The 13818-nt window shown below is 71.3% G+C and carries 12 protein-coding genes; 4 read left to right on the top strand and 8 right to left on the bottom strand.

The annotated features are described in order from the left end of the window. Positions 1–24: 24 nt before the first annotated feature. Positions 25–285, bottom strand: a complete 261-nt coding sequence (locus ACFU53_RS26400; RefSeq protein ID WP_383997214.1) for a hypothetical protein — start codon at positions 283–285, stop codon at positions 25–27. Next, a complete protein-coding gene (locus ACFU53_RS26395) occupies positions 282–830 on the bottom strand; it encodes a DUF6668 family protein (protein WP_383997211.1) in 549 nt (182 codons plus the stop codon). Before ACFU53_RS26395 ends, ACFU53_RS26400 begins: the two co-directional genes overlap by 4 nt. Positions 831–1113: 283 nt before the next feature. On the opposite strand from ACFU53_RS26395, the gene ACFU53_RS26390 reads away from it, so the two are divergent. The 3 genes from ACFU53_RS26390 to ACFU53_RS26380 all read left to right on the top strand — a co-directional run bounded on the left by ACFU53_RS26390 (position 1114) and on the right by ACFU53_RS26380 (position 5073). Next, complete coding sequence (locus ACFU53_RS26390) at positions 1114–2148, top strand: peptidoglycan DD-metalloendopeptidase family protein (RefSeq protein ID WP_383997208.1); 1035 nt, start codon at positions 1114–1116, stop codon at positions 2146–2148. A gap of 197 nt (positions 2149–2345) precedes the next feature. Further along, positions 2346–3026, top strand: coding sequence for a hypothetical protein (locus ACFU53_RS26385; protein WP_383997205.1), 681 nt, complete (start codon positions 2346–2348; stop codon positions 3024–3026). A 7-nt stretch (positions 3027–3033) separates the two neighbouring features. Continuing rightward, complete coding sequence (locus tag ACFU53_RS26380) at positions 3034–5073, top strand: hypothetical protein (protein WP_383997202.1); 2040 nt, start codon at positions 3034–3036, stop codon at positions 5071–5073. Positions 5074–5304: 231 nt separating this feature from the next. Here ACFU53_RS26380 and ACFU53_RS26375 read toward each other — a convergent pair whose 3' ends face one another. The 3 genes from ACFU53_RS26375 to ACFU53_RS26365 form a co-directional block, all read right to left on the bottom strand. Then, entirely contained in the window at positions 5305–6306 is a 1002-nt protein-coding gene (locus tag ACFU53_RS26375; protein ID WP_383997199.1) for a M28 family metallopeptidase, read from the bottom strand. Positions 6307–6423: 117 nt separating this feature from the next. Continuing rightward, on the bottom strand, positions 6424–7464 hold the full coding sequence (gene rarD, locus ACFU53_RS26370) for an EamA family transporter RarD (protein ID WP_383997196.1): 1041 nt from the start codon (positions 7462–7464) through the stop codon (positions 6424–6426). 281 nt (positions 7465–7745) lie between these two features. Next, positions 7746–8600 (bottom strand): SDR family oxidoreductase, encoded by an 855-nt coding sequence (locus ACFU53_RS26365; protein ID WP_383997193.1) that lies wholly within the window; start codon positions 8598–8600, stop codon positions 7746–7748. Positions 8601–8690: 90 nt separating this feature from the next. Between ACFU53_RS26365 and ACFU53_RS26360 the strand changes: the two genes are divergently transcribed. Continuing rightward, on the top strand, positions 8691–9086 hold the full coding sequence (locus ACFU53_RS26360; protein ID WP_383997190.1) for a winged helix-turn-helix transcriptional regulator: 396 nt from the start codon (positions 8691–8693) through the stop codon (positions 9084–9086). A gap of 30 nt (positions 9087–9116) precedes the next feature. On the opposite strand, the gene ACFU53_RS26355 is transcribed toward ACFU53_RS26360, so the two are convergent. From ACFU53_RS26355 to ACFU53_RS26345, 3 genes are all read right to left on the bottom strand, one after another. Further along, positions 9117–10205 (bottom strand): 2-oxoacid:ferredoxin oxidoreductase subunit beta, encoded by a 1089-nt coding sequence (locus tag ACFU53_RS26355; RefSeq protein WP_383997187.1) that lies wholly within the window; start codon positions 10203–10205, stop codon positions 9117–9119. Then, positions 10198–12135 (bottom strand): 2-oxoacid:acceptor oxidoreductase subunit alpha, encoded by a 1938-nt coding sequence (locus ACFU53_RS26350; protein ID WP_383997184.1) that lies wholly within the window; start codon positions 12133–12135, stop codon positions 10198–10200. The genes ACFU53_RS26355 and ACFU53_RS26350 overlap by 8 nt, the downstream gene beginning before the upstream one ends. Positions 12136–12471: 336 nt before the next feature. Continuing rightward, the gene (locus ACFU53_RS26345) at positions 12472–13131 is read right to left on the bottom strand and encodes a LuxR C-terminal-related transcriptional regulator (protein WP_383997217.1); all 660 of its coding nucleotides are present in this window, start codon (positions 13129–13131) and stop codon (positions 12472–12474) included. Positions 13132–13818 lie beyond the last annotated feature (687 nt).

Here is a 13818-nt window from a genome sequence, read left to right as displayed (position 1 = left end):
GCCCCTGTCCTGCTTACGCTCTCCCTACAGCACGAACCCCACAATCGGCCCCGCCGTCGCGCCGATGACGCAGGCGCCCATGACCATGGCGAACTGGCTGAGATGCTCGTCGCCCTCCCCGGACCGCAGGGAGACGGCCATCCGCGAGCCGACGATCAGCAGCCCGCACACACCGGCCGCGGTGACCAGCCAGGCGAGGATGTTCAGGACGTAGTCGAGCTCGCTGGTGACCACCGCCGGAGGCCCGGCCAGCGTCGTGGCGGCGGCGTACAGGGTGCTGCTCATGGGGTCCTCCCGGTCAGGCGGGCCAGCGCCGCGCTCTCCCGCGGTGGCGGTCCGGTGAGATCGCCGGTGCGCCAGGCGGGCACCCAGGGCACGCGGTAGACGTCTATGACGGAACCGATCACCTTCACGCGCTGCACGAGCTGCCGGGGGAGCCGTCCGGGCGCGTCCGCGACCAGCACGATCGCGTCGAGGTCGAGGCCCGGCGGTGCGTCGCCCCGCCGGAAGATGTCCAGGGTGTGCGAGACCGCGTCGAGCCCGGCGGCGTGCGTGCGTCCCACCAGGAGCACCGACGCCGGTTCGCCGTGTTCGGGGCGCGGCCAGTTGCGGCCCGTGTCATGACCGCCGAAGACCGTCGCGAGGGTGGTGGACCCGGCGCCGCCGTGCGTGGCGACCCAGGAGAACCGCCGCGCGCTCGCGGTCGCCCGGGGCGGCGGGTCCTGCGGCCGCGCCTCCCGTTCCATGACCGGCCCACGCACCCAGATCTCCGGCCCGGCCGCCGCCCGTCCTGTGCCCGGCTGCATCACCGCATCACCGCTCTCCACCACTCCCCGTTTCCGCCGCTGATCACAGCAGTCTTCCTGAGTTCGCCGTACCCGTCGCACCCGACGTGGCGCTCGCCGCCGGTTCCGTATCCGGCGCGGCGCCCACCCCCGATCTTCACGGCGTACGAGCGGCTTGGGAATCCGGACGTGAGTTCCTGCGACGAGCCTGTGACGCGCTGGTGACGCGAGAAACGCGGGTGAGCGGAGAGACTCGTCCGACTGGACCCAAGTGGCAGGAACATGACTGGACTTCGCCACTTCGCCACTTCGACGCTGAGGGGAGCAGATGTCCAACGGGGGAGGGTCCGTCACGACCTGGGTCGTCGGCGGCTGCGTGGCGGCCGTGCTGATGCCGGTGGTGATGATGGTCGCGGTGAGCGGGGGCGGCGAGGCCGAGGCCGAGGAACAGGGTGTCGGCGGCGGCCTCAAGTCGGGCCAGGTACCGGCGGAGTACGTGCCCTGGGTGCTCAAGGCGGGCGCCATGTGCGACGTCATCAAGCCGGCCGTGATCGCCGCGCAGATCGAGGCAGAGTCGGGCTGGAACCCGAACGCCAAGTCCCCGGTGGGCGCCGAGGGGTTGAGCCAGTTCATGCCCGGCACCTGGCCAAGCTGGGGCAAGGACGACGACGGCAACGGCCGCATATCCCCGTACGACCCCGGCGACGCGATCATGGCCCAGGGCCGCTACGACTGCGCCCTCGCCAAGCAGGTCCAGGGCTACAAGGACAGTGGCCAGGCGACCGGCGAGACCCTCGACCTGGCGCTCGCCGCGTACAACGCCGGCCCGGGTGCCGTGCAGAAGTACGGCGGCATCCCGCCCTACACCGAGACCCAGAACTACGTCGTCCGCATCAAGTCCCTCATCGCCAAGTACGAGTCGGTGGACGACCCGCCGGGCAAGCTCCCGGACGGCAGGGAGATGGCGATGCCGCTCTCCGGCAACCCGCCCGTGACCTCCCCGTACGGCTGGCGCATGCACCCCATACTCGGGGTCCGCAAACTGCACACCGGCACCGACTTCGGCGTGGCCGAAGGCAAGCCGGTCCTCGCCGCCCGCGACGGCGAGGTCACCTTCGCGGGCTGGACCAACGGCTACGGCAACCGCGTCGTCATCTCCCACGGCACCATCAACGGCGACCGCATCTCCACGACCTACAACCACATGCTGCGCGGCCTCAGCGTCAAGGCCGGCGACAAGGTGAAGGTCGGTCAACGGGTCGGCCTGGTCGGCTCGACGGGCTACTCGACGGGCGCGCACCTCCACTTCGAGGTGATGCAGAACGGCGAGTACGTGAATCCGGCGCCCTGGTTGGGGCTGTAGTGATGACGTGGACGACGCGATCGGCGAGGAAGGGCACTGAGGTGAGGAGGGGGATGAGGGTGAACACGATGCGCGATGCGCGCGGGGGGCGCGGAGGGCGTGACGAGCGCGGGGAGCGTGAGGAGCGCCGCGGGCTGTTCGGAGCCGGAGCCGGATCCGGCGGATGCGGCAGGGGGGTCCGCCGGGCGGGGGCGGTCGTGCTCGCGACGGTGACCGGTGTGGCGGTCCTCGCCGCGTGCGGCCTGGAGGACCACCGCGAGACGGCGGGCGGCGGCACGTCCACGTCCGCACCGCCCTTCACCCCCAAGGCACCCCTGCCGTCCGGCAAACCGCTCGGCCCGGACGCGCACGTCCCGAGCCCCACCGGTGTCGACGACACCGACGCGACCGCCGTCGCCGAGGCCTGGGTGGAGGTCGCGTACGGCTACGACACGAAGTACGACACCGGTCCGCACGACGCCGTACTGCGCTCCGCCCGCTGGTTCACCGCCGACAAGGCGAAGGCCGAGCGCTCGTACCGCCCGGCGAGCGGCGCGGGCGACCAGTGGAACTCCTGGGCCGCGCACGAGGCGTGGACGACCGTGGACGTGGAGTTGGACGACGACGGCGACACCCCGTCCGACTCTTCTCGGGACGCCTACCGCGCCCTCTTCGTCGACGGCACGGCGTACGGCCGCGACGGCTGGACGGGGACCGGCCCCCAGGCCACGGTGTACGTGAAGCTGGTGCGCTCGGGCAAGGGTGTGCCGTGGCGGGTGGACGAGGTGCGTACGGTGGAGGCAGCGGTGTCGGCGCCGGACCCGTCCGGGCCGGACTCCGCCGCCTCATCCACGACCTCTCCTTCTCCTTCTCCTTCTCCTTCTGCCCGACCCGAGTGAGGGAACGATGACTCGACTCAGCCGCGAACAGAAGCGGGAACTCAAGCGCGCGGGGCGTGCGCCGGCCGGGCTGACCCCGATCGACGTACGGGTCTCCGCCGAGGCCGGCGCGACGGTCGGCGGCATGCAGGTGCCCCCGGCCGCGGGGGAGTCCTTCCAGACCGCCGCCCTCGACTACCTCCACCGCCTCGCCCTCGCCACCGGCCACCCCGTCCTCGCCACCGTCCACGACGAACGCATCGGCTACGTCGTCCCCCTCCAGATCCATGTCGACGGCTCCAGCCACTACGCCGGTGAGCCGGTGCGGGTGGGGGAGCCGAGGGGGGTCGTGGGAGCGCCGGAGAACGAGGGAGGTCCCGGGGCCGGTGCCGCCCACGAGAGTGCGGCCGCGCCGGTGAGCGAGGGGGCGGCCCGATGGGTCGCGCCGGAGCCGCCCCGGCCGCCGGCGCAAGCCCCACGCCGTGACAGGTCGACACATGTACTGCGCGCGGTGCCGGAGTCGGCAGCCGTCGCCCCGGAGGTGAAGTCGGACCAGCCCCCGGCGGAGCCCGTGGACGCGGCGGCTCCGGAGGTGAAGCGAGAGCCCCGGACCATGCCGCTCACGGCGGCGAAGGAGAAGCAGGGGCAGTCGCCGGAGCCGACGCCGGGCGGGGTCGCGCCGTCGACGTTCGTCCTGCGCGCGGTGCCGGAACCCAAGGAGGGTCCCTTGGCACAGCCGCCCCGCAACCCGGGCCTCCCGCTGACCCTGCCGGGCACTCCGGTGGACCCGGCCAACGACCACCCCCCAACACCCGAGCCCACCCGGGACGCGACCCCGGCCGCCGGCACCGTCTCACCCCCCACGGGGGAGTTCGGCCCGGCCACGGACCCTGTGCTGCCTCCCCCTCCGGCCCGGACGACCCCACAACACCCCTGGCCCGCGGACCAAGCCACCACCCCGCCCCAGGCTCCGTCCGACACCCCACGGTCGGCCCCTCCCTCCCTGGAGCCGCAGCCCTGGCCCCCGAGCCAGAACCCGGCGCCCGTCCGGGACTCCGCACACGCGCCGGATGCCGAACCGACTCACGAGCCGGGGCCCGTGTCACCGGAGTCGCGGCCCTGGCCTCCGAGCCAGAACCCGGCCCGGGTGCAGACCCCTGCCCACACGCCGGACGCCATGGCCTTCCCTGAGCCGAAGCACGTCTCTCCGAACCCGCTGCCGTGGCCTCCGGCCCCGACCGACGATCCCACCCAGGAGCCGGCGCACGAGCCGTCCCCCTCCTCCGCACCGGCACCGGCGCACCCGTCGGACCCGGTGCCGGTGCCGGAGTCGGGGCCCGCCTCGCTGGAGCCCCAGCCCTGGCCACCGACACCGCCCCCGATGCCGATCCACGCGACGCCCTCCGCTCCCACCCCTGCACCCGCACCCCACGCGCCGGCCCCTCCGGAGGAGTCCGCCACCGACGCCTATTCCGCTCCCGAGTGGAAGGTGCTGGAAGAGGACAGCGCGCCGAAGCCCGCACCGGTACGGGAGTTCGACGCGGTGGCAGAGGCGGTGCTGGACACGGCGGACGAGGACGGCGGTACGGCGTCACCGTTCGGGGAGTCCGTGTCGCGGATCAACGAGGCGGTGAAACTGGGCCGCATCCAGGAGGCCGCGGAGATGGCCGAGCAGACGGTCGCCCAGGCGACGGCAACGCTCGGCCCACAGCACTCCGAGGTGCTGAAGCTGCGCGAACTGACCGCCTACATCGCCTACTTGGCCGGCGACGCCCTCCGCTCCTTCCACCTCTCCCTCGACCTGGCCGGCCTCCGCCACCGCATGCGCGACCAGCGTGCCGCGTACGGCAACGTCCAGAGCGCGGCGGCCGCCTGGCGCGCGGTCCGCGACCCGCTCCAGGGCCTGCACCTGGGCCGCGACCTGATCGCCGTCTGGACCGACCTCGCCGCCGACGCCGGCCCCGCCGCCGACGACCTGGAACAACTGGAGAAGGCCCGCACCCGCATGACCCGCCTCACCGAACGAGCCCGCGCCCTCGACCCCGCCCCGTACGCCCATGGCCAGTAACGCGCCCGCACGACGCGACACGCCTCCGCCGCGACCCGCCCACCGACCTCCGGCACACCCGCTCACCGGCCTGCGCGCCGACCCGCCCCCGCCCCCCATCCCATATCGCCGTCCCCGTTCCCGTCCTCGCCGAGCACCCGGGGCCGACCGCGGCGCTCTCCACCGACCGGCCGACCCCGGACGCCCACCACCTGCAGCTCTACCTACAAGACGGCGCCGCCCCTACTACCCCTACTCCGACAGCTCCCACACCGCGTACGCCAGCGCATCGCCGTTCCGGTCGAGCGCCGTGTCGTTGATGTTGGACGTGGTGTCGCAGGAGGAGTGGTAGCAGCGGTCGAAGGCCTGGCCGGACGTGCCGCCCCACTTGGCGACCTGCGCGGCGGTCTTCGCGCGGCTCGCCCCCGTGAAGAGGCCGCCGACGGGGACGCCGGCGCTCTTGAAGGGAGCGTGGTCGGAGCGGCCGTCACCCTCGGTCTCGATCTCGGTCGCGACGCCGATCCCCGTGAAGTAGTCCTTGAAGGTCTGCTCGATGACGGGGTCGTCGTCGTAGACGAAGTACCCGGGGTTCGGCGAGCCGATCATGTCGAAGTTGAGGTAGCCGCTGATGCGGGCCCGGTTCGCGGTGGACAGGTTGTTGACGTAGTAGCGGGAGCCGACGAGGCCCAGCTCCTCCGCGCCCCACCAGGCGAACCGCAGATGCTTCGTGGGCTGGTAGTTCGCGCGGGACACGGCCAGCGCGGCCTCCAGCACGGCGGCGGAACCCGTGCCGTTGTCGTTGATGCCGGCACCCGAGGTGACACTGTCCAAATGTGAACCGGCCATGACAACTTGATTCGTGTCGCCGCCGGGCCAGTCCGCGATCAGGTTGTAGCCGGTGCGGCCGCCGGACGTGAAGGACTGCGTGGTGGTGACGAAGCCCGCCGCGTCGAGCTTGCCCTTCACGTAGTTCAGGGACGCGGTGTAGCCGGCGCGGCCGTGCGCCCGGTTGCCGCCGTTCGCCGCGGCGATGGACTGGAACTGCGTGAGGTGCGCCTTGACGTTCGCCACCGGCAGGTCGGGGGCGGCGGCCACCTCGACGGGCGGCGCGGCGGCACCCATCGGCGCGGGGGCCGCACCGGCCATCGACCCGGTGGTGAGCAGCGCCGCCGCCGTGACGACGGCGGTGACGGCGGCCCGCCCCGGTCTACGGGCGGAGACCGAGAACTGCGGTCGCGGAACGGAGAGCTTCATGTGGGGGCTCCGGATTCCATAGGGACCTCATGGGCGGCTGGTGGCCGACCCATGGCGGGTCCACAGTGAATGAGGTGCCTGGATGGTGCGGGCGGGACTGACTCTCCGTCAAGAGCGCTATTTGGTCAGGGGGGTCGGCGTACCGGAGGCCTCGTCGGCGGCCGGCAACTCCTCGCGCTCTCCCCGCTTCCCCGAGCCCTCCCGCTCGCCCAGGCCCTTCCGTTCTCCCCGCTCCTCCGAGTCCTCCAGCTCCGCCAGCCGCCGCCGCGCCACGCGTGCCGTCCGCAGCGCGTCCCACGTCAGCAACGACAGCGCCAGCCACACCAGCGCGAAGCCCGCCCACCGCTCGGGCGGCATGGCCTCGCCGAAGTAGAGAACGCCCAGCAGGAACTGGAACACCGGCGCCAGATACTGCAGCAGCCCCAGCGTGGACAACGGCACCCGGATCGCGGCCGCCCCGAAGCAGACCAGCGGCAGCGCGGTCACCAGACCGGTCGCGGCGAGGAGCAGGGCGTGCCCCGTCCCCTCCGGGCCGAAGGTGGCGTCCCCGCGCGACCCCAGCCACAGCAGATAGGCCAGCGCGGGCAGGAACTGGATCGCGGTTTCCGCGGCGAGCGACTCGACGCCGCCCAGGTTGACCTTCTTCTTCACCAGCCCGTACGTGGCGAAGGAGAAGGCGAGGCAGAGAGAGATCCACGGCGGTCGCCCGTACCCGATCGTGAGGACGAGGACGGCCGCGAAGCCGACGCCGACCGCCGTCCACTGGACGGGCCGCAGCCGTTCCTTCAGCAGCAGGACGCCGATGGCGATGGTGACGAGCGGGTTGATGAAGTACCCGAGGGAGGCCTCGACCACCTGGTGGGCGTTCACGGCCCAGATGTACACGCCCCAGTTGACGGTGATCACCGCCGCCGCGACCGTGACCAGGGCGAGCTTGCGCGGCTGCCGCAGCAGCTCGCCGGCCCAGGACCAGCGCCGCAGCACCAGCAGCGCGACACCGACGACCGCCAGGGACCAGACCATGCGGTGGGCGAGGATCTCCACCGCGCCGGAGGGCTTCAGCAGGGGCCAGAAGAGCGGGACGATCCCCCACATCCCGTACGCCGCGAAGCCGTTCAGCAGTCCTATCCGGTGTTCGCCCCTCGGCTGCGCCGCCACGGCCCCTCCTCCTCACCGGCCGCACCACCGCGACCCCAAGCCCTCACGAAGGTAACGCCGAGCACCCCCGGCTGTCATGCCCGTATCGGGATACGGTCATGACAGCCGGGGGTGGGCACCCCGAGGGGGAGTTCGGGGCGTCGGCCGGGACTTCACGGCCCCGGGGATCAGATGTCCGGTTCGGGTTCCTCGGGTCCTCGGGCCCGCGGTGGGTCCTCGGGCCCGCGGCCGTGAGCACCCGCGGTGAGTGCGTCAGCCCCTACCGCGGCACCCCGGCCCGACTACGCCTTCAGTGCCGCCGTGATCGACTCCGCGATCGGCGTGGTCGGACGGCCGATGAGACGGGAGAGGTCGCCGGAGGAGACGACCAGCTCGCCCTTCTCGATGGACGCGTCCACGCCCGCGAGGATCGCGGCCAGCGGCTCGGGGAGCCCGGCGCCGGTCAGGATGCCGGTGAGGGCCTCGACGGGGACGGAGTTGTTCGCTATCTCCTTGCCGGTCTGCTTGCTCAGCTCGGCCGCGTAGTCGGCGAAGCTCCAGGCGACGTCGCCGCCGAGCTCGTAGGTCTTGTTCTCGTGGCCCTCACCGGTCAGCACGGCGACCGCGGCGGCCGCGTAGTCCGCGCGGGTCGCGGAGGACACCCGGCCCGCACCGGCGGCGTGCGTGACGGCGTTGTACTCCAGCACCGGCGCGAGCTGCTCGGTGTAGTTCTCGTTGTACCAGCCGTTGCGCAGCAGGGCGTACGGCAGACCGGAGGCGAGCAGCGCCTCCTCGGTGCCCCGGTGGTCGTTCGCGAGCGCGGCCGTCAGGCTGCCCGGCGCGCTGGTGTACGCGAGGAGCGCGACCCCGGCGGCCTTGGCGGCGTCGATCACGACCTGGTGCTGGGCGACGCGACTTTTGTCGATCTCGCTGCCGGAGATCAGCAGCACCTTGTCGCCGGCGGCGAAGAGGCCGTCGAAGGTCTCGGGGGTGTTGTAGTCGGCGACGGCGACCTTCACACCGCGCGCGGCGAACCCGGCGGCCTTCTCCTCGCTGCGGACGACGGCCGTGATCTGCTCGGCCGGGACCTTCTCCAGCAGTCCCTCGACGACGAACTTGCCGAGCTGTCCGGTCGCTCCGGTGACGACGATGCTCATGGTGAAACTCCTCCAGGGGGCGGGTGCTCCACTAACCCTAGGAGGTGCGCTAACTCTGCGAAAGTACCTACTTTGAAGTAAGGTACTGGCATGGCCGTAAGTGAGACGTCGACACAGCCCGCGACCAAGTACGACATGGACGGCGAGGGCGTGTGTCCCTACCGCCTCGTCCTCGAGCACGTCACCAGCCGCTGGGGCGTCCTCGTGCTGATCGAGCTGCTGGAGCGGTCGTACCGCTTCAGCGAGCTGCGCCGGGCCATCGGCCGCGTCAGCGAGAAGATGCTCACCCAGACCCTCCAGACCCTGGAGCGCGACGGCCTCGTCCACCGCGACGCCAAGCCCGTCATCCCGCCCCGCGTCGACTACTCCCTCACCGACCTCGGCCGCGAGGCCGCCGAACAGGTACGCGCCCTGGCGACCTGGACCAAGGACCGCATGGACGACGTACAGCAGGCCCGGCAGACGTACGACGAGGCCCGGGCCTGAACCGGACCCGGGCCCTCTAGGCAGCCGTAGTCACCCGACGACGGTCCACGTGTCCCCGCCCGCCAGCAGCGCCGACAGGTCACCCTTGCCAGACTGCTCGATGGCGGAGTCGAGTTGGCCGGCCATCTGGGTGTCGTAGACGGGCCGTTCGACGGACCGGAGGACGCCGATCGGGGTGTGGTGGAGGGTGTCCGGGTCGGCCAGCCGCGACAGCGCGAAGGCGGTGGTCGGGGAGGCGGCATGCGCGTCGTGGACCAGGATCCGGGACTCGTTCTCCTCCGTCACGGTGATCACCTTCAGATCACCGGTCGCCTCGTCCCGTACGACCCCCCGCGCACCGTCCGCCCCGAACCGGATCTGCCGGCCGTGTTCCAGCCGGATCACGGCCTCCTCCGCCTGCTGCCGGTCCTTGAGGACCTCGAACGCGCCGTCGTTGAAGATGTTGCAGTTCTGGTAGATCTCCACCAGGGCCGTGCCGGGGTGGGCCGCGGCCTGCCGCAGCACCTCCGTCAGATGCTTGCGGTCGGAGTCGACGGTCCGCGCCACGAACGACGCCTCCGCCCCGATCGCCAGCGACACCGGATTGAAGGGCGCGTCCAGCGACCCCATGGGCGTCGACTTGGTGATCTTCCCGACCTCGGAGGTGGGGGAGTACTGGCCCTTGGTCAAGCCGTAGATGCGGTTGTTGAAGAGCAGGATCTTCAGATTCACGTTGCGGCGCAGGGCGTGGATCAGATGATTGCCGCCGATGGACAGCGCGTCGCCGTCACCGGTCACCACCCACACGGACAGGTCGCGCCGCGAGGTGGCGAGCCCGGTCGCGATCGCCGGCGCCCGCCCGTGGATCGAGTGCATCCCGTAGGTGTCCATGTAGTACGGGAAGCGGGACGAGCAGCCGATGCCCGAGACGAAGACGATGTTCTCCCTGGCCAGACCCAGCTCGGGCATGAAGCCCTGGACGGCGGCGAGGATCGCGTAGTCACCGCAGCCGGGGCACCAGCGCACTTCCTGGTCCGACTTGAAGTCCTTCATGGACTGCCGGGCCGTGGCCTTGGGCACGAGGGAAAGCGCCTCGATCGTGCCGCCCGTACCCGTGCCTTCCGTGGACCTCTCAGCCATCGATGGCCTCCTTGAGAGCCGTGGCGAGCTGCTCCGCCTTGAACGGCATGCCGTTCACCTGGTTGTACGAGTGGGCGTCGACCAGGTACTTCGCCCGGATGAGCATGGCGAGCTGCCCGAGGTTCATCTCGGGGATCACCACCTTGTCGTAACGCCCCAGCACCGCACCCAGATTCCGCGGGAAGGGGTTGAGATGCCGCAGATGGGCCTGCGCGATGGACTCCCCGGCCGTACGCAGCCGCCGTACCGCCGCCGTGATCGGCCCGTACGTCGACCCCCAGCCCAGCACCAGAGTCCGGGCCTCGTGCGGATCGTCGACCTCGACATCGGGCACATCGATCCCGTCGATCTTCGCCTGCCGGGTCCGCACCATGAAGTCGTGGTTGGCCGGGTCGTACGAGATGTTGCCGGTGCCGTCCTGCTTCTCGATGCCGCCGATCCGGTGTTCGAGCCCCGGCGTGCCCGGGATCGCCCAGGGACGGGCGAGGGTCTGCGGATCGCGCTTGTAGGGCCAGAAGACCTCGGTGCCGTCGTCGAGGGTGTGGTTGGGCCCCCGGGTGAACTGCACGGTCAGATCCGGCAGTTCGTCGGTCTCGGGGATGCGCCACGGCTCGCTGCCGTTGGCCAGGTAGCCGTCCGACAGCAGGAACACGGGCGTGCGGTACGTCAGCGCGATGCGGGCCGCCTCGATGGCCGCGTCGAAACAGTCGGCCGGAGTGCGCGGCGCGACGACCGGCACCGGCGCCTCCCCGTTCCTGCCGTACATGGCCTGGAGCAGATCGGCCTGCTCGGTCTTGGTCGGCAGCCCGGTGGACGGCCCGCCGCGCTGGATGTCGATGACGAGCAGCGGCAGTTCGAGCGAGACGGCGAGCCCGATGGTCTCCGACTTGAGCGCCACCCCGGGACCGGAGGTCGTCGTGACCGCCAGGGAACCCCCGAAAGCGGCCCCCAGCGCGGCCCCGATGCCCGCGATCTCGTCCTCGGCCTGGAAGGTCCGCACACCGAAGTTCTTGTGCCGGCTCAGCTCGTGCAGGATGTCCGAGGCCGGGGTGATCGGGTACGAGCCCAGGTAGAGCGGCAGATCCGCCTGCCGGGAGGCCGCGATCAGCCCGTACGACAGGGCCAGGTTCCCGGAGATGTTCCGGTACGTGCCGACGGGGAAGGCGGCGGCGGCCGGCGCGACCTCATAACTGACGGCGAAATCCTCGGTCGTCTCACCGAAGTTCCACCCGGCGCGGAAGGCGGCGAGGTTGGCGGCCGCGATCTCGGGCTTCTTGGCGAACTTGGCCGCCAGGAACTTCTCGGTGCCCTCGGTCGGCCGGTGGTACATCCACGACAGGAGGCCGAGCGCGAACATGTTCTTGCTGCGCTCGGCCTCTTTGCGGCTGAGGTCGAATTCCTTGAGGGCCTCGACGGTGAGGGTGGTCAGCGGCACCGGATGGACGCTGTATCCGTCCAGCGACCCGTCCTCCAGCGGGCTGGTCGCGTACCCGACCTTCTGCATCGCCCGTTTGGTGAACTCGTCCGTGTTGACGATGATCTCCGCGCCGCGCGGCACGTCACCGATGTTCGCCTTCAGGGCGGCCGGGTTCATGGCGACGAGCACATTGGGCGCGTCACCCGGGGTGAGGATGTCGTGGTCGGCGAAGTGCAGCTGGAAGCTGGACACACCCGGGAGGGTGCCGGCGGGGGCGCGGATCTCGGCGGGGAAGTTCGGCAGGGTGGAGAGGTCGTTGCCGAAGGACGCGGTCTCGGAGGTGAAGCGGTCTCCGGTGAGCTGCATCCCGTCACCGGAGTCCCCGGCGAACCGAATGATCACCCGATCGAGTCGGCGGACGTCCTTCGTCCCCGCCGGTTTGCGCTGTTCCCTCAGTTCTCCCAGAGCGGCCTCGTCGGCCTGCTCCGCTGGGCTGCTGACCTGGCTGGTCACTGAACTGGACCTCCCTTGGGGCGGCTGTCCGGGAACGGCCGTCCCGCCGGCCCTCCCAAGACCAACCCTACGTCGGCGAGGGTGGCCTTCCCTGGCGCTTTCGCCTGTTGGACGCTGTTTTGAGACTGCCGAACGCCCTGAATTCCCACGATTTACCCGCCCCTGCCACTTCTCTGAAGACGCACGCCGGGGACCGATGGTTCTCGGTCCGGACTGAGGCCGGGTGGGAGCCGGGTGGAGCCCGGGTGGAGCCCGGGCGGGGTCCGGGCGGGGTCCGGGGGGATCTGGATGGATGTTGAACTTCGACCGAACCCTTACTGACACAGTGTCAAATGATCACGAATTGAGGTAGGTGAGCACCGCCAGAACACGCCGGTGGTCACCGTCGCTCTGGGACAGCCCGAGCTTCAGAAAGATATTGCTGACGTGCTTCTCGACGGCCCCGTCACTGACGACCAACTGCCGGGCGATCGCCGAGTTGGTCCGCCCTTCCGCCATCAGCCCCAGCACCTCACGCTCCCGCGGGGTGAGCCCTGCGAGCACGTGCTGCTTCCGGCTCCGGCCGAGCAGCTGTGCGACGACCTCCGGGTCCAGCGCCGTACCCCCCCGCGCCACCCGCACCACGGCGTCCACGAACTCCCGCACCTCCGCCACCCGGTCCTTCAGCAGATACCCGACGCCGCGACTGGACCCTGCGAGCAGCTCGGTGGCGTACCGCTCCTCCACGTACTGTGACAGCACGAGCACCCCCAGCTCCGGATGCTGCTTCCGCAGCTGTACGGCAGCCCGCACGCCTTCGTCGGTGTGCGTCGGAGGCATCCGCACATCCGCCACGACCACGTCCGGCAGATCCCCCTGCGCCGCGAACTCCGTGATCGTCTTGATCAACGCGTTCCCGTCCCCGACCCCCGCCACGACGTCATGCCCCCGGTCGGTCAGCAGCCGCGTCAGCCCCTCCCTCAACAGCACCGAATCCTCGGCGATGACCACCCGCACCCTGTCCTCCACGCCTTGTCCCCCCACGACACCCACGACACCGACGCCCGCCCCGACCGGTCACCGCTCTCGGCCCGGCCCGTACAACAGCCCCCAGCATTCCAGCATCGGAACGCCCAGGCGCTGCGCCGACGAGAAAATAGGGGCAGGAACGACCCATGAACTGGCCGATTGTCACCCTCGCCCCGCCCAGCAGGGGGTTTACCTCCGGGCGGCTCCGCTTGGAGGGGGGTGGCTCTGGGGCTGTCAGGGGGTGCGGTGGGGGCACGGACCGGAGAGGTCGGAGCCGGAGAGGCGGGAACTGCGGGATGGCGGGGAGCGGGGAGCACGAAGGCGCGGCCGGGGGAGGGACGGGGACCGCCGGGGTGTGCTGAGGGCGGGCCTTCGGGGCGCGCCGGGGGAGACGAGGGGTGCGGTCGGGGGAGGGACGGGGACCGCCGGGGTGTGCTGAGGGCGGGCCTTCGGGGCGCGCCGGGTGAGACGAGGGGTGCGGCCGGGGGACGGGGAGCGAGCCGAGGGGAGCCACGGGGCGCATCCAGGGGGATCGCTGAACGCGTCCGGCGGGGCCCCGGCAGCGTGCCCCGGGGATCGTCGCTGAACGCGTCCGGAGGGAAACACGAAAGCGCGCCCAGGGTGAAATCCCTGGACGCGCCTCACCGCGACACCCTTCACACGCCCCCCGGGCCG

The organism is Streptomyces sp. NPDC057474, assembly GCF_042802555.1.
Classification (GTDB): domain Bacteria; phylum Actinomycetota; class Actinomycetes; order Streptomycetales; family Streptomycetaceae; genus Streptomyces.
This window is presented reverse-complemented; position numbering and strand designations above follow the sequence as displayed.

What these genes read in the sequence shown, in the direction of transcription:
- ACFU53_RS26375 (WP_383997199.1), bottom strand. Translation starts at nt 6,306, where the DNA reads ATGAAGCTCTCCGTTCCGCGACCGCAGTTCTCGGTCTCCGCCCGTAGA.
- ACFU53_RS26380 (WP_383997202.1), top strand. Translation starts at nt 3,034, where the DNA reads ATGACTCGACTCAGCCGCGAACAGAAGCGGGAACTCAAGCGCGCGGGG.
- ACFU53_RS26400 (WP_383997214.1), bottom strand. Translation starts at nt 285, where the DNA reads ATGAGCAGCACCCTGTACGCCGCCGCCACGACGCTGGCCGGGCCTCCG.
- ACFU53_RS26365 (WP_383997193.1), bottom strand. Translation starts at nt 8,600, where the DNA reads ATGAGCATCGTCGTCACCGGAGCGACCGGACAGCTCGGCAAGTTCGTC.
- ACFU53_RS26355 (WP_383997187.1), bottom strand. Translation starts at nt 10,205, where the DNA reads ATGGCTGAGAGGTCCACGGAAGGCACGGGTACGGGCGGCACGATCGAG.
- ACFU53_RS26360 (WP_383997190.1), top strand. Translation starts at nt 8,691, where the DNA reads ATGGCCGTAAGTGAGACGTCGACACAGCCCGCGACCAAGTACGACATG.
- ACFU53_RS26390 (WP_383997208.1), top strand. Translation starts at nt 1,114, where the DNA reads ATGTCCAACGGGGGAGGGTCCGTCACGACCTGGGTCGTCGGCGGCTGC.